21 protein-coding genes and 1 riboswitch are annotated in these 23,019 nt (G+C 68.0%); of the genes, 9 read left to right on the top strand and 12 right to left on the bottom strand.

The genetic code is table 11. The annotated features are described in order from the left end of the window. Positions 1-3 precede the first annotated feature (3 nt). Genes PV766_RS09680 through mca form a run of 3 tightly spaced genes read right to left on the bottom strand, consistent with a single transcriptional unit; the run spans position 4 to position 3,243 of the window. Complete coding sequence (locus PV766_RS09680; protein WP_129976964.1) at positions 4-1,998, bottom strand: thioredoxin domain-containing protein; 1,995 nt, start codon at positions 1,996-1,998, stop codon at positions 4-6. Positions 1,999-2,041: 43 nt separating this feature from the next. Next, the gene (locus tag PV766_RS09675; RefSeq protein ID WP_064064607.1) at positions 2,042-2,368 is read right to left on the bottom strand and encodes a hypothetical protein; all 327 of its coding nucleotides are present in this window, start codon (positions 2,366-2,368) and stop codon (positions 2,042-2,044) included. After that, positions 2,365-3,243, bottom strand: coding sequence for a mycothiol conjugate amidase Mca (mca, locus tag PV766_RS09670; RefSeq protein ID WP_207213539.1), 879 nt, complete (start codon positions 3,241-3,243; stop codon positions 2,365-2,367). The genes PV766_RS09675 and mca overlap by 4 nt, the downstream gene beginning before the upstream one ends. 162 nt (positions 3,244-3,405) lie before the next feature. Between mca and PV766_RS09665 the strand changes: the two genes are divergently transcribed. Together PV766_RS09665 and greA are read left to right on the top strand one after the other, a co-directional pair. Continuing rightward, a complete protein-coding gene (locus tag PV766_RS09665) occupies positions 3,406-3,834 on the top strand; it encodes a DUF4307 domain-containing protein (protein WP_064064609.1) in 429 nt (142 codons plus the stop codon). Positions 3,835-4,079: 245 nt separating this feature from the next. Continuing rightward, positions 4,080-4,574: a transcription elongation factor GreA gene (gene greA, locus PV766_RS09660; protein ID WP_016933815.1), complete on the top strand. Its 495-nt coding sequence runs from the start codon at positions 4,080-4,082 to the stop codon at positions 4,572-4,574. A 108-nt stretch (positions 4,575-4,682) separates the two neighbouring features. Here greA and PV766_RS09655 read toward each other — a convergent pair whose 3' ends face one another. The 7 genes from PV766_RS09655 to PV766_RS09625 all read right to left on the bottom strand — a co-directional run bounded on the left by PV766_RS09655 (position 4,683) and on the right by PV766_RS09625 (position 13,474). After that, the gene (locus tag PV766_RS09655) at positions 4,683-6,044 is read right to left on the bottom strand and encodes an NlpC/P60 family protein (RefSeq protein ID WP_165369245.1); all 1,362 of its coding nucleotides are present in this window, start codon (positions 6,042-6,044) and stop codon (positions 4,683-4,685) included. Positions 6,045-6,193: 149 nt separating this feature from the next. Beyond that, positions 6,194-8,104 (bottom strand): SEC-C domain-containing protein, encoded by a 1,911-nt coding sequence (locus PV766_RS09650; RefSeq protein ID WP_421096931.1) that lies wholly within the window; start codon positions 8,102-8,104, stop codon positions 6,194-6,196. 252 nt (positions 8,105-8,356) lie between these two features. Next, on the bottom strand, positions 8,357-9,508 hold the full coding sequence (locus tag PV766_RS09645) for a cystathionine gamma-synthase (protein ID WP_129976966.1): 1,152 nt from the start codon (positions 9,506-9,508) through the stop codon (positions 8,357-8,359). A gap of 13 nt (positions 9,509-9,521) precedes the next feature. Beyond that, positions 9,522-10,907 (bottom strand): cystathionine beta-synthase, encoded by a 1,386-nt coding sequence (locus PV766_RS09640; RefSeq protein ID WP_064064613.1) that lies wholly within the window; start codon positions 10,905-10,907, stop codon positions 9,522-9,524. 134 nt (positions 10,908-11,041) lie between these two features. Beyond that, positions 11,042-11,884, bottom strand: a complete 843-nt coding sequence (locus tag PV766_RS09635) for a Bax inhibitor-1/YccA family protein (protein ID WP_064064614.1) — start codon at positions 11,882-11,884, stop codon at positions 11,042-11,044. Positions 11,885-11,979: 95 nt separating this feature from the next. Further along, positions 11,980-13,107, bottom strand: coding sequence for a class I SAM-dependent methyltransferase (locus tag PV766_RS09630; RefSeq protein ID WP_421096930.1), 1,128 nt, complete (start codon positions 13,105-13,107; stop codon positions 11,980-11,982). 7 nt (positions 13,108-13,114) lie between these two features. Next, entirely contained in the window at positions 13,115-13,474 is a 360-nt protein-coding gene (locus tag PV766_RS09625) for a hypothetical protein (RefSeq protein WP_016934846.1), read from the bottom strand. Positions 13,475-13,632: 158 nt separating this feature from the next. Here PV766_RS09625 and PV766_RS09620 point away from each other — a divergent pair, with 158 nt between their 5' ends. Both PV766_RS09620 and PV766_RS09615 read left to right on the top strand, forming a co-directional pair. Continuing rightward, positions 13,633-17,115, top strand: a complete 3,483-nt coding sequence (locus PV766_RS09620) for a protein kinase domain-containing protein (RefSeq protein ID WP_421096929.1) — start codon at positions 13,633-13,635, stop codon at positions 17,113-17,115. Positions 17,116-17,144: 29 nt separating this feature from the next. Further along, positions 17,145-18,164: a magnesium transporter CorA family protein gene (locus tag PV766_RS09615; RefSeq protein ID WP_084421872.1), complete on the top strand. Its 1,020-nt coding sequence runs from the start codon at positions 17,145-17,147 to the stop codon at positions 18,162-18,164. 13 nt (positions 18,165-18,177) lie between these two features. Here the strand turns inward: PV766_RS09615 and PV766_RS09610 are convergent, their stop codons facing one another. Beyond that, positions 18,178-18,354: a hypothetical protein gene (locus PV766_RS09610; protein WP_165369246.1), complete on the bottom strand. Its 177-nt coding sequence runs from the start codon at positions 18,352-18,354 to the stop codon at positions 18,178-18,180. 119 nt (positions 18,355-18,473) lie between these two features. On the opposite strand from PV766_RS09610, the gene PV766_RS09605 reads away from it, so the two are divergent. Then, on the top strand, positions 18,474-18,671 hold the full coding sequence (locus tag PV766_RS09605) for a CsbD family protein (RefSeq protein WP_016933004.1): 198 nt from the start codon (positions 18,474-18,476) through the stop codon (positions 18,669-18,671). 57 nt (positions 18,672-18,728) lie between these two features. On the opposite strand, the gene PV766_RS09600 is transcribed toward PV766_RS09605, so the two are convergent. Further along, entirely contained in the window at positions 18,729-18,923 is a 195-nt protein-coding gene (locus tag PV766_RS09600; protein ID WP_059381617.1) for a hypothetical protein, read from the bottom strand. 220 nt (positions 18,924-19,143) lie between these two features. On the opposite strand from PV766_RS09600, the gene PV766_RS09595 reads away from it, so the two are divergent. The 4 genes from PV766_RS09595 to PV766_RS09580 all read left to right on the top strand — a co-directional run bounded on the left by PV766_RS09595 (position 19,144) and on the right by PV766_RS09580 (position 22,791). After that, positions 19,144-19,290, top strand: coding sequence for a hypothetical protein (locus PV766_RS09595; RefSeq protein WP_167352103.1), 147 nt, complete (start codon positions 19,144-19,146; stop codon positions 19,288-19,290). An 824-nt stretch (positions 19,291-20,114) separates the two neighbouring features. After that, positions 20,115-20,211: riboswitch (TPP riboswitch) on the top strand. Positions 20,212-20,247: 36 nt separating this feature from the next. Beyond that, positions 20,248-21,261: an ABC transporter substrate-binding protein gene (locus PV766_RS09590; protein WP_064064617.1), complete on the top strand. Its 1,014-nt coding sequence runs from the start codon at positions 20,248-20,250 to the stop codon at positions 21,259-21,261. Next, positions 21,239-22,024, top strand: coding sequence for an ABC transporter permease (locus PV766_RS09585; protein ID WP_064064618.1), 786 nt, complete (start codon positions 21,239-21,241; stop codon positions 22,022-22,024). Before PV766_RS09590 ends, PV766_RS09585 begins: the two co-directional genes overlap by 23 nt. Then, positions 22,021-22,791: an ABC transporter ATP-binding protein gene (locus PV766_RS09580; protein WP_026003035.1), complete on the top strand. Its 771-nt coding sequence runs from the start codon at positions 22,021-22,023 to the stop codon at positions 22,789-22,791. The genes PV766_RS09585 and PV766_RS09580 overlap by 4 nt, the downstream gene beginning before the upstream one ends. Positions 22,792-23,019 lie beyond the last annotated feature (228 nt).

Here is a 23,019-nt window from a genome sequence, read left to right as displayed (position 1 = left end):
CGATCAGACCGCGGACAGGACCTCGCGGAGACCTGTCGCCGTCGTCACCGGACGGTCGCATACGAACCCCCTGCACACATAGGCCGCGGCGCCACCGTCGACCAGGGGACGACCGGCGAGCAACGGCGACGAGTCGGGTTCGCCGCCCACCACGATCGCTCCCCCGGGCGCGAGGCGGCGGGCCACGTCGAGGAGTTCACCGCCGCCCGCTACGGCGACCTGGAGCGGCCCGCGCACCGACGCCTCGGCGACCGTCAGCCAGTGCCCTCCCGCCCGTGGCGCCTTCTCGAACAGGATCGCCGCCGTCGACAGCGACAGCGCGGCGGAATCGGCGTAGCGGGAGTCGTCGTGCACGAGCGCGGACAGGCCGAGCAGCGCCTCGGCGATCAGCGACGCTCCCGACGGCGTCGCCCCGTCGACCGGATCGCGGGGCCGGGCGACCAGCGATTCGGCGTCGTGTGCGGTGTCGAACCAGCTACCGGGACGTTCCGGATCCGCGAACTGCGCGAGCGCGACGTCGGCGAGTTCCGTCGCACGCTCGACCCAGCGCCGGTCCCCCGTCCCCTGGTGCACGGCGAGCAGCGCCGTGACGAGAGCCCCGTAGTCCTCGAGCACACCCGCCGGTGATCCGACGACACCCCCGAGCGACGCGCGGCGCAGCCGGCCGTCGATCAGGTGCCGGTCGAGCAGGAACTGCACGCACCTCGTCGCGGCGTCCATCCAGGCAGGTTCACCCAGCGCGACGCCTGCCTCGGCCAGCGCGGTGATCGCGAAGGCGTTCCACGCGGTGACGACCTTGTCGTCGCGTCCGGGCTGGGGGCGCCGTGTGCGAGCGGCGAACAGGCGGGCCCGCACGTCGGCGAGTCGCGCCGGATCGTCCGGCTCGTCGAGCAGCTGCAACACCGAGGTGCCGTGCTCGAAGGTGCCGCCGGGGGTGACGGTGAACGCGTCCGCCGCCCACCGGCCGTCGTCCGGGCCCAGCACCTCGACGAGCTGGTCGGGCGTCCACACATAGGTGAGGCCTTCGACCCCGTCGGTGTCGGCGTCGAGGGCCGACGCGAATCCGCCGTCGGGGGTGATCAGGTCGCGCAGCAGGAACTCGGCGGTCTCCCGCGCGACGCGCGTCGGCAGTTCCGCACCGGTCACCCGCGCGAGGTGCGCGTACAGCCGCAGCAGCAGCGCGTTGTCGTAGAGCATCTTCTCGAAGTGCGGCACCGTCCACGCGGCGTCGACGCTGTAGCGCGCGAACCCGCCCCCGAGCTGATCGTAGATCCCGCCCCGCGCCATTGCGCCGGTCGTGCGCTCGACGAGACCGAGCGTGTCGGCGGAGCGGGTGCGCTCGTATCCGCGCAGCAGTCCCTCGAGGAGGTTCGACGGCGGGAATTTCGGTGCGCCACCGAAGCCACCGTGTTCGCGGTCCTCGTCGGCGGCAATCGCGGCCGACGCCGCGTCGAGCAGAGCACCGTCGATCGCGACACTCCCGGCGGGCAGTCCACCGCCGCTGCGACGGAGCTCGGAGACGACGGCCTCGGCGGCCTGCGCGACCTCGTCGCGACGGTTGTGCCACGTGTCGGTGATCCCATGGAGCAGCTGCGTGAAGGACGGCATGCCCCCACGCGGCGTGCTCGGGTAGTACGTGCCGCAATAGAACGGGCCACCGTCGGGCGTGAGGAAGCAGGTCATCGGCCACCCGCCCCGGCCTGTCGTCGCGACGGTCGCGTTCATGTAGATCGCGTCGATGTCCGGTCTTTCCTCGCGGTCGACCTTGACGCACACGAAGTTCTCGTTCATGACGGCGGCGGTGGCCTCGTCCTCGAACGACTCGTGCGCCATGACATGACACCAGTGGCAGGCCGCATAGCCGATCGACAGCAGGATCGGCACGTCGCGCTCGACCGCCTCGGCGAGAGCGGCTTCGCCCCATTCCTGCCAGTGGACCGGATTGTCGGCGTGCTGCCGCAGGTAGGGGCTCAGGGCGTCGGCCAGTCGATTCGCCATGCCCCCACGCTACGGAAGGAGAACCCTCGGCGGCGGAGGGTCGTCAGCTTCCCTTGGTGGGTTCGGGACGCTCCGGGCCGGTGACCTTCTTCGGCTCGCCCGCCCCCTCCGCATCCGCGGTGCCGGGAATCGCACCCGGCAACGTGCCGTCGTCCACGGCCTGGTCGGGCCCGGGATGCTCCGGCTGGAAACTCTCGGGCAGCTTCTTCAGCCGCTTGTTCATGTTCCGGATCAGCAGCGCAGTCGCGACCAGCAGGACCACCACGATGGCGAGTCCGAGCGGGGACGCCTTGCCGAACTCGGGGCCGGTCGGCTCCTGGGCCAGAATCTCGACGGCCAGAACATCGACCGCGAGCGTACCTATCGTCATTCGCCCTGTCCGTCCTCGATGCCCGCGAACAGATCCGTCTCCGGAAGCTCCGTGGTCACGCGGGTCTTGGCCAACTCGAACTCTTCGGTCGGCCACACCTTCTGCTGAATGTCCAACGGCACCGCGAAGAACGATCCGTTGGGGTCGATCTGGGTGGCGTGCGCCCGCAGCGCGTCGTCGCGCTTCGGGAAGTAGTCGCCACAGGTGATCTGGGTGGTCACGCGTCCCATGATGTCGCCCTGCTCGGTGCGCCACTTGCTGAGCCACTGCTCCATGGGGAACGGCTCCCCGCGACGCTCGTACTCCTCGCGGAACAACTCGAGCCGCTTACGGATGAAACCGTGCGAGTAGTACAGCTTGCGCACCGCCCAGGGCTCGCCCAGCTCCGGATGGAAATCCGGATCGGCCGCCGCCTCGTACGCCGCGACCGACACCTCGTGGCACCGGATGTGGTCGGGGTGCGGGTAACCGCCGTTCTCGTCGTAGGTGGTCATGACGTGGGGACGGAACTCGCGCACCGCCTGCACGAGCCGGCGGACCGGTTCGTCGAGCGGGATGACCGCGAAGCATCCCTCGGGCAGCGGCGGCTTGGGGTCGCCCTCGGGCAGGCCGGAATCGACGAAGCCGAGCCACTGCTGGCGCACTCCGAGGATGCGGGCCGCCTCGGCCATCTCCTCCTGACGCACCTCGCTCATGCGTTCGCGAATGCCCGGTACGTCCATCGCGGGGTTCAGGATGTCGCCGCGCTCTCCGCCCGTGAGCGTGACCACCAGGACCTCGTGCCCCTCGGCCGAGTACCGGGCCATCGTGGCCGCGCCCTTGCTCGACTCGTCGTCGGGATGGGCGTGCACGGCCATGAGCCGTAGTCCGCTCACGTGTATTCCTCCACCTCAGGTCGTCTGCTTCGCCGGAACCGTCCCCGCGCCCGCGTCGCGGTCGCACCGGATCCGTCCTCTATAGTTCCACCTGATAATTCCGTCGTCAGCCGTGGCCCTGCGGCGACGCCCGATCCATTCTCCCGCTGCGAAAGCAAAGTGATGAGCAACACCACCCCCACCGACCGGTACCCGTCGTCCCGATACCCCGGCTCCGGCGTATCGACACGCGGCAAACGCTGGGGTTTCACCGTGGCCGGCCTGCTCGCGGGGCTCGTCCTGGCGTTCGTGTTGTTCCAGAACAACTCGACTCCGATCGAGTCGGAGGTCGTCGCCTTCGACATCATCGACGACAGCACCATCGACATCCAACTCAAGGTCACGCGCGACGATCCGTCGCAGGATTCCGTCTGCATCATCCGGGCCCGCTCGAAGGACGGGAGTGAGACGGGCCGGCGCGAGGTCCTCGTCCCCGCGTCCGATTCGCAGACCGTCGTGCTCACTTCCACGGTGAAGACGTCCCAGCGTCCCGGTATGGGCGACAGCTACGGTTGCAGTACCGAGGCGCCCGACTATCTGCGCGCACCCTGATCCTGCTCCCACACCCGCCTTCCAGCGCTTTCCCGGAGTGCGGACCGCAAAGATGCTAAAATGGCCGGATACACGGTTCCACCCTTTGGGGCCGTGTATTGCTGCATAAGAGCATCAACAGACAGTACGACTTCCGTTCAGCCTGAAGCCATGGGGGGACGACGGCGGTCGTGCTGTTGCGGTCGTTGCATGTGCACGACTTGTCCACGGAGCCGGGGGCTCCAACCCGAAGGAAGTGATCGAGGATGACCGAGACCCAGGTGACCTGGCTGACGCAGGAGTCGTACGACCGACTCAAGGCCGAGCTGGACCAGCTCATCGCGAATCGTCCTGTCATCGCCGCCGAGATCAACGAGCGTCGCGAGGAAGGCGACCTCAAGGAGAACGGCGGCTACCACGCGGCCCGCGAGGAACAGGGCCAGCAGGAAGCCCGCATCCGTCAGCTCCAGGAGCTGCTGGGCACCGCCAAGGTCGGCGTCGCTCCGACCGAGTCGGGCGTCGCCCTCCCCGGTTCCGTCGTGACCGTCTACTACGGAGGCGACGAGACCGACACGGAGACGTTCTTGATCGCGACCCGCGAAGAGGGTGCCCGCAACAGCGAGCTCGAGACCTACTCCCCCAGCTCGCCCCTCGGTGGCGCCCTGATCGACGCGAAGGTCGGCGAGACCCGCGAGTACAACCTGCCCAACGGCAACACCATGAAGGTGACGCTGGTGAGCGCGGAACCCTACCGCGGCTGATCCCGTGAAGCAGAGCTCCTAGGCAGAGCTTCGTGCAGAGGGCCCGACCGGATGTTCTCCGGTCGGGCCCTCGTGCATTCCCGGCAGGTTTCCGGAAGGTGCGCCTTCTCAGAAGATGCGGCGCGCCTTCATGCCGGGGAAGACCGGCCCCACCCGCACGACATCGCCGGTAGTGGGTGCGTGCACCATCTGCCCGCCGCCGATGTAGATCGCTACGTGGCCGGGACCACCGGCCTGCCAGTTGCCGAACAGCAGGTCGCCGGGACGTGCCGCGTACAGCGGTATCTCGGTGCCGACGTGCCACTGGGTCTCGGACGTACGCGGCAGCGCGACACCCGTCGCGGCGAAGACGGCGTACGAGGTCAGGCCCGAACAGTCGAATCCGCCACCGGACGGCCCGTTGATGTTGCCGCCACCCCAGACGTACGGCAGGCCGAGGTACTTGAACGCGAGGTCGACGACGCGGTTGCCGATGTCGCCGGCGCCGCCTCCGATACCCCGACCCAGGAACGGCGAGAGCATACGCGCGAAGACGTGCTCGGTCGCCCGGATCTTCGCGACGTAGGGCTTCGTCTGGTTCTCGTAGTCGGGATGACCGGACGGCATGCCACCGGAACGTTTCACCGCGCCGACCCCCGCGTTGTAGGCCGCGAGGGTCAGATCGAGCGTGTCGCCCTCGACCAGACCGCGCTTCTTCCAGTCGTCGATGAGCTTGTAGTTGTCGCACAGGAGGTTGCCGGAGGCCATGACGGGGTCGGCGATGCCGAGGACGTCGGCCTTGCCGTCGCCGTCGGCATCCTTGCCGTACTGGTCCCAGGTACCGGGCATGAACTGCCCAGGGCCGCGCGCACCGACCGGGGAGACCGGGGCGGCCGGGCCGTATCGGAAGCCGTTCTCTGCGGAGTAGAGAGCGGCGAGGACCGGCGCCGAGACACCCTCGCACAGTTCGCCCGCTTTCTTCAGCCACGGCGCGAACACCGCGATCGCGCCGATGGGCGCGAGCCGCGTTCCGGGAAGGATCGCCGGGATCGACGGCAACGTGATCCCGGTGCCCGGGATCGTGGCTCCCGGCTGCGGGTTTCCGACCGTGCCGGTGACCGGTGGCTGCACCGGTATCCCGAACGGCCCCGGCCGGGCGGCCGGAGGTTCGGGCGCCAGGGCGGGCGGAGCCGCTTGCGGATCGGCGGGATGCAACTCTGCGGCCGCTTCCTCGGGCAGGTGGGGCTCGATCGCCCCTGCGACCGCCGTTGTCGCGTCCGCGACCGCCTGCTGGGCACCCTGCTGCATCGGTTCGGGCAACGAGGCGACGAAATTCGCCACGTCCGTGTCGGTGTTCTCCGCACCTGCCTCGAACGACTCGATCGCCCCGTCGATCCGATCCTTGATCTCTGCCGGTAGGTCCACGCCCTGCACGAGCGCACTTGCTGCCGTAGCCACTGCCACGATGACCGCAGACGGGTCCATCGACATCCGCTACCCCCACATCCATCCATCAACCGCTCCCACCGTAACTGTGAGGTCGATCACCAGTACGGCTTCCGAATGTTCTTATCACATATATTCAGGAACACGTTCCAGTATTGAGACCGGTGGGATTCGTGTGACCGGAGTGACCTGAACTACGGAGCCGGATAGAAGTCGGCGGCGTCCGGGTGGGTCAGGACGTCCATGATGTCCACGGGATCGACCGTCTCTTCGGCCAGCAGGGCGACGAGCGTCTCCCGTTGGTCCTCCGTCACCGGCTCGCATCCGCCCGGCATCACCCATCGCCCTTCGCCTACCGGCATGACGCGGGCACACAGCAGCGTGCCGGCGGGTATCTCACCCGTCAGCCAGGGCGCGGACACCTCCACCACCCGGTCGGTGCGGACGTCGCGCAGCGCGAGTGTCTCCCCCGGCACACTCGCCTCGACCTCGAAGACCGACCGCGCGACGGCGAGCCAGGAGCGGGCCAGCTCCGACTCGTCCTCGGGCAGCAACTCCCCGCGACGCTCGACGAAATCGGCGAACGCGCCGGCGTCGAACAACAGGACGTCCTCGACGAGCGGATCGGCGACCGCCTCGGCCACGGCGTCGTCGTCCCCGTAACCCGAACGGGCCTCCGCCAGGGCGACCCGGTGTTCCGCCCACGCCGGTTCCAGGGCGTGCATGGCCGCCTTCATGTACAGCCAGTCGGACCGCTCCTCGAGCGAATGCTCGGCGCGTCCGAGGTGACATGCCTTGTACTTGCGGCCCGACCCGCACCAGCAACGGTCGTTGCGTCCGAGGCCCGGCACCTCCTTCGGCCGGTACCGGTCGAGCAGTTCGTAGAGGGGATGTTCGTCGCCACCCGGCACCCGGGCGAGCAGGGACAGACCCCGCACCGCATCCCCGCGGTCGGAGGCGAACCGTGCCAGATCGAACAACGGCAGGTCGAAGGCGGAATCGAGATCGGCCGAACGTTCGTAGTGCCGTTCGGCCTCCGCGATCCGTCCGGTGGACTCGGCCGCGCGGCCGGCGATCCAGTGCGCTGCGCCCGCCGCGCGTCGGGGCGCGTGATCGAGCAACCACAGCGCAGCCTGCTCGATCGCCTCGGGGGCAAGCTTCTCCCCCACCAGCTCGTCGTGGACGGTCTCGGCGATCTCGGGATCGGACAGCACCGAGTACAGACCCGACTTCCCCACGGCGAAGCGTTCTTCGAAATCGTCGTCGTCGCCGCGTTCGAATGCTTCGACCAGCGACGCGAAGAGGGCCACACCCGGCACGGCGTCGACGGGTATCCCGAGCTGTTCGGCGTAGATCTCGAACATCGCCCGGTCGAAGTATCCGTCGAAGTCGAATCCGTTCGGCGCCACCAGATCCCCACTGCGCACCAAGCCGGCCTCGGCGAGAAGTTCCCCGAGCGGCAGGGACGGCGCGGAGAACGTCCCGGACGATTCGGCGAGTACGTCGACGAACGCGGCCTCGAGGCTCGCCACCTGTTCGCGGGCGATCCCCTGCTCGAGCGCGTGCACGAATTCGCTCACGCCGCTTCGGGCTTCACCGTGGACCGGCGCGAACGACAGGCGGCCGTCCCGCGCGGTGAGGGCGAGCAGATCTCCCGGTCCGTGACCCGCCAGCGCCCCGTCGGGAAAGACGATCATCTCCCGACGGCCGCCCACCCCCGCATCCGGGTCATCCTGCGTTGCAGTCTCTTCGGATTCTTCCGGTTGCACGAGATCGAACTCGTCGTCCTCGGAGACGAGTATCAGGAGCGGTTCGATGTCGTCGACCGGGATCGAGTTCCGGGCGAGATCGTCGGCCGTGAGACGGTGCGTGAGCGTCCTGCCCTCGAACAGCACATCCGTCGCCGCGACACGGTCGTCGGACAACCACAACAGCAGCGGATGCGGTTGCGACTGTTCGAGGTCGATCATCACCTGCTCGGCGGAGCCGAATCCGTGGTCTTCGAGATGGTCGGCCACCTCGTCGATCGTCATGGGTCCGTGGCGCCGTACGGTATCGAGCACGGTGTCCCACAGGGCGGATTCGGGATGTTCGCTGTCCGTCACCACTGGATCGTACGGCCCGCGGCACTGCTTCCGGGGACGATGCGGTTTCTCCGCACGTCGCCCACGACCTTCACCTGCACGACCGGACGCAGAACATGGCGACCGGCATCTCCGGTCGGTGTGGTGATCGCAACGGTCGTGGATCCGACACTCGCACAGGGACCGTTCTCTTCATGCGGACGCAACGAGAAGAAGGCGCCCCGGAGGACGCCTTCTTCTCGTGTTCTCGTGCGAGTTACCCGGACGGGCCCGTCAGCCGAGTGCCTGCTCGACGTCGGCGAGCAGGTCGGCGGCGTCCTCGATGCCCACCGACAGGCGGACGAGGTCCTCGGGGACCTCGAGCAGCGAGCCTGCCGTGGAGGCGTGGGTCATCGCGCCCGGATGCTCGATGAGCGACTCCACGCCACCGAGCGACTCGGCGAGGGTGAAGATCTCGGTGCGCTTGCAGAAGTCCAGCGCGGCCTGGCGGCCCCCGGCGAGGCGCACGGAGATCATGCCGCCGAAGCGACGCATCTGCTGAGCCGCGTACTCGTGGCCCGGATGCGATTCGAGCCCCGGGTACAGCACCGTGCTCACGGCGGGGTGTCCCGCCAGGAAGTCGACGAGCTTCTCGGCGTTGTCGGAGTGCTTCTCCATCCGCACCGCGAGCGTCTTGATGCCGCGCAGCGTGAGGAAGGCGTCGAACGGACCCGGCACGGCACCCGCGCCGTTCTGCAGGAACGCGAAGGCGGTGTCGAGCTCTTCGTCGTTCGTCACCAGCGCGCCGCCGACCACGTCGGAGTGCCCACCGATGTACTTGGTGGTCGAATGCAGCACCACGTCGGCACCGAAGGTGATCGGCTGCTGCAGGTAGGGCGACGCGAAGGTGTTGTCGACGACGAGCTTGGCGCCGCCCTCGTGCGCGATGTCGGCGAGCGCCGAGATGTCGCCGATGTTGAGCAGCGGGTTGGTGGGCGTCTCGACCCACACGAGCTTGGTGTTCGGGCGGACGGCCGCGCGCACCTCGTCGGCGTCGTTGACCGCGGCCGGGGTGTACTCGATCCCCCACTGCGTGAACACCTTGTCGATGAGGCGGAAGGTGCCGCCGTAGGCGTCGTTGGGGATGACCAGGTGGTCGCCCGGACGCAGCACCGAACGGAGCAGGCAGTCGGTGGCGGCCATACCCGAGCCGAACGCGCGGCCGTAGGCGCCGTTCTCGAGCGCTGCCAGGTTCGCCTCGAGGGGACGCCGGGTGGGGTTGCCGGTGCGGGCGTACTCGAAGCCGTTGCGCATCTCGCCGACGCCGTCCTGGGCGAAGGTCGACGACGCGTAGATCGGCACGTTGACGGCACCGGTCTGCGGATCGGGCTCGTACCCGGCGTGGATGGCGCGGGTCGCGAAACCGTGCTGGTTCTGGTCGGTCATGAAGATCTGTGTCCTATCGGCCTTGAGAGATGAATCCGAGCAGGTCGTGGCGGGTGATGACGCCGACGGGCTTGCCGTCGTCGATCACCATGAGCGCATCGGTGTCGCCGAACGCCTTGGTGGCGGCGTCGATGGACTCACCCACGCCGATGTTCGGCAGCGGCGGGCTCATGTGCTTCTCGACCGGATCGGCGAGGTTCGCGCGACCTTCGAAGACGGCGCTGAGCAGTTCGCGTTCGCTGACCGAGCCGGCGACCTCACCTGCGGTGACGGGCGGTTCGGCGCCCACGACCGGCATCTGCGACACGCCGTACTCGCGGAGGATCTCGATGGCGTCGCGCACCGTCTCGGAGGGGTGGGTGTGCACGAGATCGGGCAGGTCGCCGCTCTTGCCGCGCAGCACGTCACCGACGGTGGAGTCGTCGGGCTTACCGTCGAGCGGTGCACGGAGGAAGCCGTAACTGGCCATCCACTTGTCGTTGAAGATCTTCGACATGTAGCCGCGGCCACCGTCGGGCAGCAGCACGACGACGACCGCGTCGGGGCCTTCGCGCTCGGCGACCCGCAGTGCGGCGACGACGGCCATACCGCACGAGCCGCCGACGAGCAGCCCTTCCTCACGGGCGAGGCGACGGGTCATCTCGAACGAGTCGGCGTCGGAGACGGCGATGATCTCGTCGGGGATCGACGGGTCGTAGGCGGTGGGCCAGAAGTCCTCACCGACACCCTCGACGAGATACGGCCGGCCGGTGCCCCCCGAGTACACCGAACCCTCGGGATCGACGCCGACGACCTTCACCGCACCGTTGGAGACCTCCTTGAGGTACCGGCCGGTGCCGGAGATGGTGCCACCGGTGCCGACGCCCGCCACGAAGTGCGTGATCCTGCCGTCGGTGTCGTTCCAGATCTCCGGGCCGGTGGTCTCGTAGTGACTCGCCGGGCCACCCGGGTTGGAGTACTGGTTCGGCTTCCAGCCGCCGGGGAGCTCACGGGCGAGACGGTCGGAGACGCTGTAGTAGCTGTCGGGGTGCTCCGGCGGGACGGCGGTCGGGCACACGATCACCTCGGCGCCGTAGGCCCGCAGCACGTTGCGCTTGTCCTCGCCGACCTTGTCGGGACACACGAACACGCACTTGTAGCCGCGCTGCTGCGCGACCAGGGCCAGGCCGATGCCGGTGTTGCCGGAGGTGGGCTCGACGATCGTGCCGCCCGGCTTCAGTTCACCCGACGCTTCGGCCGCATCGATCATCTTCACCGCGATGCGGTCCTTGGAGCTGCCGCCGGGATTGAGGTACTCGATCTTCGCCGCTACGAGCCCCGAGCCGGGTTTCACCACCGTGTTGAGCTTGACGAGAGGTGTGTTTCCGATGAGGTCGACGACGGAATCCGCAATGCGCATGACTCCATGTTCCCACGTCGTGACTTTTCGTCGGGGTGATGGTGTACACGCTCCCCTGCCGGCCCGGGAACACGGTCCACCTCCGAGGACGACGAAGACCCCGGACCGTGGCCCGGGGTCTTCGTGGAGTCCTGCTAGTCGTTCTGGAAGTAGCTGAGCAGTCGCAGGATCTCGACGTACAGCCACACCAGGGTGACGGTCAGGCCCAGGGCGACGCCCCACGCGGCCTTCTCCGGAGCCTGTGCGCGGATCAGCTGATCGGCGGAATCGAAGTCCAGCAGGAAGCTGAACGCCGCGATGCCGATGCACACGAGGCTGAAGACGATGGCGAGCGGGCCACCGTCGCGCAGGCCGAGACCACCGTCGATGAAGAAGCCGGCGATGAGGTTGCCCAGAGCCAGGACCAGGACACCGACGAGCGCGCCGACGATCATGCGGGTCAGGCGCGGGGTGACGCGGATGGCGCCGGTGCGGTACACGACGAGCATGCCGAAGAACACGCCGAAGGTGCCGAGGACGGCCTGAGCGATCAGGGTCGCGCCGCCCGTGCCACCGAAGGTGATGTCGGTGAACATGAACGACAGCGCGCCGAGGAAGAAGCCTTCCGCCACGGCGTAGGCGAGAACGATGGCCGGGTTGTCCATCTTGCGGCCGAACGTCGCGACCAGCACCAGGACGAGGCCGATCAGACCGCCACCGATGACGAACGGGGCCGCCAGGTCGACGTTGGAGTTGACCAGCACGTAGGAGATGAGGGCCGAGACAGCGAGCACGCCGAGTGTGATGCCGGTCTTGGTGACGACATCGTCGATCGTCATGGTCCGCTGGTCGGTGGGACGTGCCCACGGATCCGTCTGCGGCTGCCCGAATTGCTGAGTGGCCTGCGCGGCGCCCGCCGTCGCAGAGCCGAACGTGGCGTATCCGCCGCCCTCTTGCTTGGGCAGGTTGCGGAACACCGGGTTACTGGTGGTGCGCACCGTGCACTTCCCTTCTCGTGGTCGCTTCTGTCCGTTCAACGAGGCAGTGACCTCACGAGTTCCCGATCGTCGGGAAAGCTCGGACTAATCGGACTCTACCGGCTCCGTACCGACCGGGTCACGGTGAACTTGCGGTTGCGGCCCTCGACGCGGGTCGCGCCGACGATGCCGGACAACGCGGGGCGGTAGTCGAGGTGACGGTTGTAGACCGTCCACATCTGTCCTCCCGGCCGGAGGATCCGGGCCGCGGCGTCGAACATCTTGCGGGCGGCGCCGGTGTGCACGGCCGCGCCGAGGTGGAAGGGCGGATTGCACACCACGAGGTCGACCGACCCGGCCGGGATCGAGCCGGCGGCGTCGTCGCGGAGTGTGTCGACACGGTCGGACAAGCCGTTCGCGGCGGCGGTCCCCGCGGCGGAGGCGACCGCGGCGGCGGACTGGTCGGTCGCGATCACCCGGGCGTCGGGAAGCTGCCGGGCGAGCATCGCGGCAAGGATGCCGGTGCCGCAGCCGAGATCCACCGCGACCTGCACGTCCGCATGGATGCGGGGGAAGAAGTCGAGGAGGAATCGGGTACCGATGTCGAGACGGGGGCCGGCGAAGGCAGCGCCGTGCGCGACGACCGTGAGGTCGAGTTCGGCGAGGTGCTCACGGACGGGATACGAGGCGGGTCCGGGCGTCGTCCCGCGCGCGGTGAGCACCCGCGACTTCTGGCGTCCCCGGGACGCACGGACCTCGGCGAAGGACGCACCGAGCACGTCGTTCATCGCGAGGCCGATGTGCTTGTCGCGGCCACCGGCGAACACGACGACCTGGGGGTCGGCGTGGCGGGCGATCGTCTCGGCGATCTCGGTGAGCGCCGACAGCGAGCGGGGAAGCCGTAGCAGCACCACGCGGGCCCCGGCGAGCAGATCGGCGTCGAGAGCGCCGAAGCGGTAACGATCGGTGAGGCCCTCACGCTCGGCGTTCGCGGCCAGGGCGCGCTCGGCCACCACCGAATCCTGATGCACCCGGATCTCCTCCACCCCGAAGCGGACGACCGTGCCCAGGGTCAGCGCGCCGTACTGGTCGTCGATGACGACGACGGTGCCCGGCGAGGCCGAGTCGAGGACGGGGGCGGCTTCGTCGAGGAGCAGACGGTCGGCCCCGTCGACGGCGAACAGGTTGGGCGCTTCCACGTCCGGGAAGCGCCTCAACCTGTCGTACAACTCGTCGATCAACACTCGACCGTCAGCACTCGCCCTTCCCGGCGTTCTCGATGGCACGCAGGGTGTCGGCCTGCTCCTCTTCGCTGAGGTCCTGCCATGCCGGGAGCTGCTGCTGCGCGTCGGCGACGGCCTGGGCCGCTGCGGCGCGGTCCTGACCCCACCCCTCGAGCTCGTCGAGGTAGGGCAGCAGTGCCTCGCAGTTCTCTTCGTAGCTCTTGCCGAGTTCGACGGTGGTGCCCGTGGTGCCGGCCTCCGCCGAGGCCGAAGCGGTCGCCGTCGTGGTGGTGGTCTCCTCGGCCGAGCCCGATCCGTCCGAGGATCCGCACGCCGCCGCGAGCAGGACCACACCTGCACCGAACAGCGCCGCGAGAGTCTTCTTCATCTATGTCCCACTTCTGGTCGCAGTGTCGTTTGTCCGTTCCCGGTGAGGCACCGTGGTCCGGCCGGACCACGGTAGACCAGGGGCGACGCACGATCTGCGGCGGGCGTGCACATTTCGAGACTATCCTGGGGAAACAGCTCCCCGAGGTGATCGCGCCGATGCCCGAGAACGATCCGGCCACCACTCAACGCGCACCGATCGTCGACGTGGCCGAGTCCGCGATCGTGCGTGCGCTGCACGACGCCGGTTTCACCGGCGCCGAGGAGATCGGCCGCGGCGGTTTCGGTGTCGTCTACCGCTGCAGGCAGGAATCGCTCGACCGCGATGTCGCCGTCAAGGTCCTCCGGTGGGCGCCCCAACCCGCGGATCTGGAGCGATTCCTGCGGGAGCAACGGGCGATGGGACGGCTGTCCGGGCATCCGCACATCGTCACCGTGCTTCATGCAGGTGCCACGGACGACCTGCCCTATCTGGTGATGCACTACCACCCGCACGACTCGCTCGACACCCGCCTGCGCCGGTACGGGGTGCTGTCGTGGCCCGAGGCGGTCCGGCTCGGCGTCAGGATGGCCGGTGCTCTCGAAACCGCGCACCGGTCCGACGTGCTGCACCGCGACGTCAAACCGGGCAACATCCTGCTCACCGAGTACGGCGAGCCGCAGCTCACCGACTTCGGCATCGCGCGCATCGGCGACGGTTTCCGTACCACGGCCGGGGAGATCACCGGCTCCCCGGCATTCACCGCACCCGAGGTGTTGCGCGGCCGGGCACCGACACCCGCGGCCGATGTGTACGGACTCGCCGCGACGCTGTTCGCCGCGATCACCGGGCACGCGGCCTTCGAGCGGAAGGAGGGCGAGAGGGTCGTCGCACAGTTCGTCCGCATCACCTCCGAACCGATCCCCGATCTGCGCGACGACGGCATCCCCGACGACGTGTGCGCCGCGCTCGAAAGCGGAATGGCCACCGACCCCGACGACCGGCCCCAGACGGCGGCCGCCTTCGGCGAGATCCTGCGGAATATCCAACGAGCTCACGGCCTACCGGTCGACGAGATGGCCCTGCCCGGTCCTCCTCCGACGAGTCCACCGCAGACACCGGCGGATCTGCCCGTCACAGGGCCGTCGTCGGGGGTGCTCTCGGGCCCCACGGGACCGACCGTCGCGCCGTCGACCAGGTTCCGTCCGCCGTCGACCACCCGTCCGCTCGTCGAACGCCGTCGGCTGATCTCGCTGTTGCAGGCCGGACGACGACGTCGTCTCATCGCCATCCACGCCCCTACGGGTTTCGGGAAATCCACTCTCGCCGCGCAATGGCGGGACGTTCTCGCCGACGAGGGTGCCCAGGTCGCCTGGCTGACGGTCGACGACGACGACGACAACGTGCTGTGGTTCCTCGCGCACCTGATCGAGGCGATGAAACAGGTGCGGCCTTCGCTGGCACGCGAACTCGCCCAGATCCTCGACGTTCACGGGAACGACGCCGAACGTTACGTACTGTCCACACTGATCGACGATCTGCACCGATCCGACACCGCCGCGACACTCTTCGTCGACGACTGGCACCGGGTGAGTTCGCCCGAGACGTGCGCCGCCCTCGACTTCCTGCTCGACAGGGGCTGCCACCACCTGCAACTCGTCGTGACCAGCCGCAACCGTTCCGGCCTTCCGCTGAGCCGCATGCGGGTGCGCGACGAGCTCGTCGAACTCGATTCGACTGCACTGCGTTTCGACGTCGACGAATCCGATTCGTTCCTGCGCGGCGTGAGCGGCATCGACCTCGGGCCGGAGGACGTCCAGGACCTGAACCGAAGCACCGAAGGCTGGGTGGCGGCACTGCAACTCGCGTCGTTGTCGTTGCGCGACAGCGACGATCCGTCATGGATGATCGAGAACATCACGGGACGGCACCACGCGATCGGTGAGTTCCTCGCCGACAACGTGCTCTCCACACTCGAACCCCGGATGTACGAGTTCCTGCTGGCCACGTGCATCACCGAATCCGTCAGCGGCAGCCTTGCCGCAGCATTGACCGGTGACCCGCGCAGTCAGGCCGTCCTGGAGGAAGCAGAGGAACGCGACCTGTTCCTGCGGCACCTCGACGACGAGCGTGTCTGGTTCCGGTACCACCACATGTTCCTGGACTTCCTCCGGCGCCGCCTCGAGCGCGACCATCCGGAGAAGATCGCCGGACTGCACCGCACGGCTGCCGACTGGTTTGCGCGGCATCACATGTTGCGTGAGGCCGTCGACCACGCGATGGAGGCCGGCGATACGGATTTCGCCGTCGATCTGCTCGCCGCCGACGGCATGTATCTGATGGAGCACGGGCACATCGCTCCCCTGCTCGCGCTGATCGACACGTTGCCGCCGCAGGCCGTCGCACGCGAACCGCGGTTGCTGCTGGCGCAGGCGTGGGCGAACAGCGCGTTGCAGCGGCTGAGTCTCGCCCGGAGCGCTCTGGCGACCGTGCGCGACCTCGTGGACTCGGGCGTCACGGCCGGCCAGGATCCCTACGCGTTGCGCCTCGAGGCCGATGCGGTCGAAGCCTCTCTGCTCATGAACTCCGATCGGATCGACGGCATCGACGCGCTCGTCGCTCCATGTCTCGACGATCCGTCGGCCGTGCATCCGTGGGTCGTCTCGGCCGCAGCGGATTTCGCGTCCTACGCCGACATCTTCCGTTTCGACTTCGATTCGGCCGTGCGTCGTCAGGAATGGGCGGCGCCCTTCCATCGCGAGACCCGAGGACCCTTCGCCGCGATCTACGGGCAGTGCCTGTGCGGCATCGCCGTCAACGAACAACTCGACGTCGAGGGCGCGGAGAAGTACTTCCGCACCGCGTTGCGGCGAGCCCGCCGCCACGGCGGCATCCATACGCATTCGGGCCGGCTCGCCGCGGCGATGCTCGGCGAGTTGCTCTACGAACAAGGACGGACCGCCGAGGCCGAGACACTGCTCGACGAGAGCAACCTGTTGGGAATAGACGGCGGGGCAACAGATTTCATGATCGCACGCTTCGCGACTGCAGCACGCATGAAGATGATGCACGGCGATCGGAAATCCGCGACGGCACTGCTGGACGAAGGACTGCGCGCAGCAGCGCTCAACGACCTGCCGCGGCTACGGGCACGCCTCGAGAACGAGCGAGTGCGTCTGGGACTGGGCGCTGTGCCGACCCCGACCCGCACGATGCCCGGTTCCGACCGCCCGAATCCGGACGGCACCGTGGAGATCAGGCTCCAACTCGAGGACGCCACCGCCATCCGGTTGCTCTGCGAGAGCGACGAATCCGGCGCCGCGGAACGCGCGGTCGATTGGGCACAGCTGTGGGTACGCCGCACCGCGGACCTGCGTCCCCGCGCACACCTGCAGGCCATCAGGCTGCTCGTCTGCTGCCTGAACGCCGACGGACGCACGCAGGAGGCCGAACGCACGCTCGCCATGGTGGCTGCGGAGTGCGCGTCGCGCGGGATGGTGCGCTATCTCGTCGACGGCGGCCCACGAGCGACCCGCACTCTCGGGGCGCTCCACCGACGGATGCAGGAGGACCGGTGGCCGGACGATTGGGCACGGGTCGACGCGCAGTTCCTGGAACGCGCGGTACGACTCGCCGAGGACGAAGATCGTCCCGTGGTGTGAACCCCGCGGGATTCGGGGACACTGCCGAGGTGACGGACCGAAACGACAGACCTATCCGGACCCGGCGATGGACCGACGGGAAACTCGTCGACGAGGGCTTTCCCCTCTCCGCGGTGTCGGATCATCTTGCCGACGCCGACGCCCTCGTGTGGGTGGACCTGTGGAACCCCGAGCACGCGGACCTGCTCGAACTCGCCGAGGAATGGAACCTCGACCCGTATGCGGTCGAGGATTCGCTCGCGCAGGGAGAACGGACCAAGGCCACCCGCTACGCCACGCACACCTTCCTCACCGTCTACGCGACACACCTCTCTCCGGATTCCGAGGACGAGGATCAGGCCCACGAGTCCCGGTTGCACACCACCCGCATCTCCGCGTTCGTCCTGCCCCGGGGTGTCGTGACGGTACGGCGCGGCAGCCCGTTCGACATCGACGAGGTGGTGCGCCGGTGGGACGAGAACTCGGACCTGCTCCAGTACGGGCCCGGGGCGCTGGTGCACGGCCTGCTCGACACGGTCGTCGACGGGCAGTTCGAGACCATTCAGGAACTCGACGACGCCGCGGAGGACCTCGAGGACTGCCTCTTCGAGGATCAGGCGTCCACTCGGTACATCCAGCGTCGCGTCTACCGTCTCCGCAAGGAACTCGTGCAACTTCGGCGAGTGGTGCTGCCGATGCGCGAGATCATCAACGCGGTCATGCGCACCCGCGCCGAGAACAACCGTCACCCCGAACTCGACAGCTCGTACAACGACCTGTACGACCACGTGATGCGGGCGGCGGAGTGGACCGAGTCGCTCCGCGAGATGGTGAACACCGTCTTCGAGACGAACCTGTCGCTGCAGGACGCCCGTCTGAACATCGTGATGAAGAAACTGACGGGATGGGCCGCGATCATCGCGGTCCCCACCGCTGTGACCGGTTGGTACGGCATGAACGTGCCCTATCCCGGCTTCGGCGAGTGGTGGGGCATGCTCACCGGAGTCGCGATCATCACGGTGTCGGCGATCGCGTTGTACGTGCTGTTCAAGAAGCGGGACTGGTTGTGATCCCTCGCCGCGCTCAGAGAAGGACGACGAGCAGCACGACGATCACGACGACCACCGCGACGGTGGCGATCACCGCCCCCGCGGATCGACGGTGCTGCACGGGACCGTCGCGGACGAGTTCGGGGTCGGCGTCCGGGGCGTCACCGATCGGGTCGTCGCCCTCGGGCCCGGGGTTGGTGGGATGCGACATCGATCTCCTCCTGGCTGTCTGTCGTCGAAGTCTGACACGGACGAGTACGCCGTGTTCGGTTTCGCTCGGTTCGAGTCGGGTACTCCGTAAGGGCAACGTTCGATGACATAGGAGGACCCATGGCCGACTTCGTCGACAAGGCAAAGCACAAGGCAGAAGAAGCAGGCGGCAAGATCAAGGAGAACACCGGTCAGGCAACCGGTGATCGTGATCTCGAAGCCGAGGGTCGCGGCGACCAGACCTCCAGCGGGTTGAAGCAGGCCGGCGACAAGGTCTCGGATGCCGCCGAGCACGTCAAGGACGCTTTCAAGAAGTAGTCCCCGATACACGCGGTGCCGGTAGTTGCGACTACCGGCACCGCGTGTGTGTGGGGACTATTTCGAGGTGCCCTCGGTGTCGTCGAAGAAGTGCCAGGTACCGTCCTGTTCGTTCTGCGCTTCCATGCGCCAGCCGAGTTCGCTGTTGTCGGCGCGCTGGTCGACGAACCAGGCGTGAGCGTCGTCCGCGCTCTCGATTTCCTTGGTGTCCACGACGTTACCGGTCGGATCGATCACTCTGTAGGTAGCCATGCCGAGTGTCTTCCCACGCAACTCGCCGATCAAACGTCGCGCGAAGCTTCTGGTGTAGGGTGGGAGCATCGTTCGGCTCGCATGGGATGAGCAACCTCGCACCTCGGTGCCCGAAGGTTCCGGACCGGACGTGAGAGTTCCCCGCCGCGTGTACCGCGGCCCCTCTTCTTCGCATTGCCCCACGGCCGGGGTCTCCCCGACCGCACCCGAAAGGACGGCCATGAGCCAGAACAAAGAATTCGACAACCCTCTCTTCCTCGCGCCCACCACTCCGGAAGCCGACGCCGAGATCGACGCCGTCACCGCTGTCGCCGAGGTGAGCGGCCCGCACGACTACACCTCGCTCTTCTCCGCACGCGGCGCCTGATCACACCTCACCCGGCCGCGTAGTCGGCCGGTGCCGGCGATACCGGCTCGGGCTGCCCGTCGTTCTGTTCGGCTGCGTTCTGTTCGGCTGCCGCAGTGAGCACGTCGATATGGTCGTAGCCGGGCAGAACCGATCTGCGTTCGTGCGGATGATCCGTCTCGGGCGGTGTGATTCCGCGCCGGCTCCGCAATCGACGTCACCTCGCTCCCCCGATCGGTGCACCGCGTTTCGTCGGGGTGACGACGCCGCTGTGCCCTCCTCGTCGTAGTCGAGCCACCGGTGGACGATTCCCGGATCTTCGAAGACCTCCGGCGACACCGTGGGTGCGTCGCCGAACAGACCGGGGAACGCCGTCGAGACCGATCTCCGTCGAAGTCCCGTTCCGCGAAGCAGCCGGTGATGAAACCGCCGAGAGACTGTCCGCCGCACAACACTTTCCGCCTCCGCTGCGCGGGACCGGGAAGTTCGTGGTGCCACAACTCGTACTGGTCGTGCAGTGTCTGTCCGAGTCCGACCTACGAGAGGCACGCGACGCCGGTGCCGGTCCTGACACCATCGGTGCCGTCAGGGCACTTCCGATCACCGCAGCAGCTTCTACGGCTCCCATCGATGCACGCACCCCCCGCTCGGTTCGTGTGCATCGAACACCGCCGAAGCGGTTCGTACGCCCGAATACCGTCGAGCGGGGTCTGCTCCACGGAAAACAGCAGAAGAAGGGGCCCGTCGGGGTTCACCGACGGACCCTTCGCCGTCCTCGCGTCGCGTAGTCGTACGCGGACCGACGCCGCCCCGGAGGTGCGTGTGGGAGCCGCAGTGCTAGGGTCGCCCGTGACACGGGGTGCTCCGCACGAGCGGGGCTGAGATCACACCCGTCGAACCTGATCAGGTAATGCTGACGAAGGGATGTCCCGACATGACCGTGCCTGCCCCCATATCGTTCCGCTCCCGCTCCGCGCAGTGAACGCGCGGCGGACTCTCGCCGGACTGCTCACCCTCGTCGCCGCACTCTCCGCGGTCACCGGGTGCTCGTCCGATTCCGGGAGCGACACCATCCGATTCGCGTTGGACTGGACGCCCAACACCAACCACACCGGCCTGTACGTGGCGCAGCAGGAGGGGCTGTTCACCGATGCAGGCCTCGACGTCGAGATCCTGCCGTACAACAATGCGACGCCCGACACCCTCGTCGACGCCGGGAGCGCCGAGTTCGGGATCTCCACGCACGCCGGCTCCACCATCGCCAGGGCCGCCGGGTCGCGGACCGTCGCGGTCCTCGCACCTCTGCAGCACTGGGCGACGGGAATCGCCGTGCGGGCCGACAATGCCGAGATCACGCGGCCGGCCGATCTCGACGGCAAGACCTTCGCGGGCTTCGCGAACCCCGGTGAGGACGAGATGCTCGCCGAGGTGATCCGCAACGACGGCGGCCGCGGGGAGTTCGAGAACGTGACGCTCGGAACGTCCTCGTACGAGGCGGTCTACTCGTCCACCGCGGACTTCACCGTGTCGTACCTGGCATGGGAGGGTCTCGAGGCAGAGCACCGCGGCCTGCCGATGCGGTACTTCCGCTTCACCGACTACGGCTTCCCGGACGCGTATGCGATCGTCGTCGACGGCAACGAGGACTGGATGGCGGAGAACCCGGAGCAGGCCCGCGCTTTCGTGCAGGCTCTGGACCAGGGTTACCGGATCGCGGCCGACGACCCCGATCGCGGGGCACGCGCCCTGATCGACGCGAATCCGGGTGCCTTCCCCGACGAGGAACTCGTCTACGAGAGTCAGCGCATGCTCGCCGCCGAGTACATGCGCGACGCCTCCGGTGCCGTCGGGGTCCTCGACGCCGGGAAATGGTCGGGCTACGCCCGGTTTCTCTACGAGAACGGCCTGCTGTCCGGACCCGACGGCAGCCCGTTGACGACCGAGCCCGATTGGTCGACCTATGTCACCGATGACTATCTCGAAGACCGATAACACGGGCCGCGCACGTCGATTCGTTCCCGCCGTACTCGTCGCCGGGGTGCTGGTCGGGATCTGGCAGACGTACGTCGTGGTGAGCGGTATCCGCCCGCAGGTGTTGCCCTCCCCCGCACGCGTTCTCACGCAGGGGTGGGTGCATCGCGTCGACATCGCCGGGCACGCCTGGTCCACGCTGCAGGTGACCCTCGTCGGGTTCGCCGTGTCACTGGCACTCGCGTGGGCTCTCGCGATCGCGGTGGACTTCTCACCGTGGTTGCGACAGGCCTTCGTGCCGTTGTTCGTGGTGTCGCAGACCCTGCCGATCATCGCGATCGCGCCGTTGATGATCATCTGGTTCGGTTTCGGGTTGTTGCCGAAGATCCTCGTCATCGCGCTGGTGACGTTCTTCCCCGTCGCCATCGGTCTTCTCGAAGGATTCGCGGCGGCCGACCGGGAGGCGGGAGCGTTGCTGCGCAGCATGGGTGCGTCGCGGTGGCAGCAGTTCCGTTACGTGCGCCTGCCCGGCGCACTCCCCCGCTTCTTCACCGCCCTGCGGATCGGCATCACCTACGCGGTGGTCGGTGCGGTCTTCGCCGAATACGTCGGCGCGACATCCGGTCTGGGCATCTACATGAGCGCCCAGAAGAACTCGTTCCGAACCGATCTCGTGCTCGCGGCGGTGGCGGTCACCGCCGTCCTGTCGCTCACGCTGTACGCGCTGACGTACGTCGTCGAACGGCTGGTCGCGCCGTGGGCGCTCACGAAGGATGCGACATGAGTGCAGTGACGGTGGCGTCGGTCCACAAGGCGTACGGCGACCGGGCGGTGATCGACGGCATCGACTGTTCCGTCGCGCCGGGCGAATTCGTGTCCTTCATCGGACCGAGCGGGTGCGGCAAGTCGACACTGTTCTCGATCGTCGCGGGACTCGAACAGCCCGACGCCGGTGAGGTTCTCATCGGCGACTTTCCCGCCGCGCCCGGACGGGTCGCGCTGATGCCGCAGAAGGACCTGCTGTTCCCGTGGCGGACGGTGCTCGACAACTGCACCCTGGGCCTCGAGGTGCAGGGTGTGCGACGATCCGACGCCCGAGCCCGCGCCCGCGAGCTGCTGCCGACCTTCGGCCTGTCCGGCTTCGAGGATGCTGCTCCGCACCAACTGTCGGGTGGCATGCGTCAACGCGCGTCGCTCGCCCGCACCGTGCTGCAAGGGCGCGACGTGCTCTTGCTCGACGAGCCGTTCGGGGCGCTGGATTCGCTCACCCGCACCGAGATGCAGCTGTGGCTGCAGGAGGTGTGGCAGCAGCATCGGTGGACGGTGCTGATGGTGACGCACGATGTGCGCGAGGCGGTGCTGCTGTCCGACCGTGTCGTCGTCCTCGGTCCGCGTCCGACCCGCGTGCAGCACGAGGTGCGCGTGCCCCTGCCCAGGCCGCGAACGTTGGAGACGTGCGTGTCGAGCGAGTTCGTGGCGCTCGAGCACGAACTGATGGAGGTCCTGCATCGTTCACGTCGTGAGGAGGAGCGGAGGATGTCGCCGAGATAGTCGCCCGCCTCGGGGATCTACTGGTCGACACCCTCCACGTGCCCGGCCAGGGGCAGCCGCAGGGGAACTTCTCTCCGGCGAGAGGCCGGGTGCGCCCTCGTCGACTTCCGGTTCACACGTCCATCCGCGACGAGAATCGTCAGCCGCTACGGCAATTCGGTAGTTGTCAACCTGTCTGAGACAGATGGGTGATGTTGATTCCGGTCGGTCGAGGTAGTGGTGGTGCCA

Origin of the sequence: Rhodococcus sp. As11 (assembly GCF_048957735.1) — a bacterium.
In the GTDB taxonomy this organism is placed as follows: domain Bacteria; phylum Actinomycetota; class Actinomycetes; order Mycobacteriales; family Mycobacteriaceae; genus Rhodococcus; species Rhodococcus gordoniae.
Note: the sequence above shows the minus strand (reverse complement) of the source record. Positions and strands in the feature narration are given on the sequence as shown.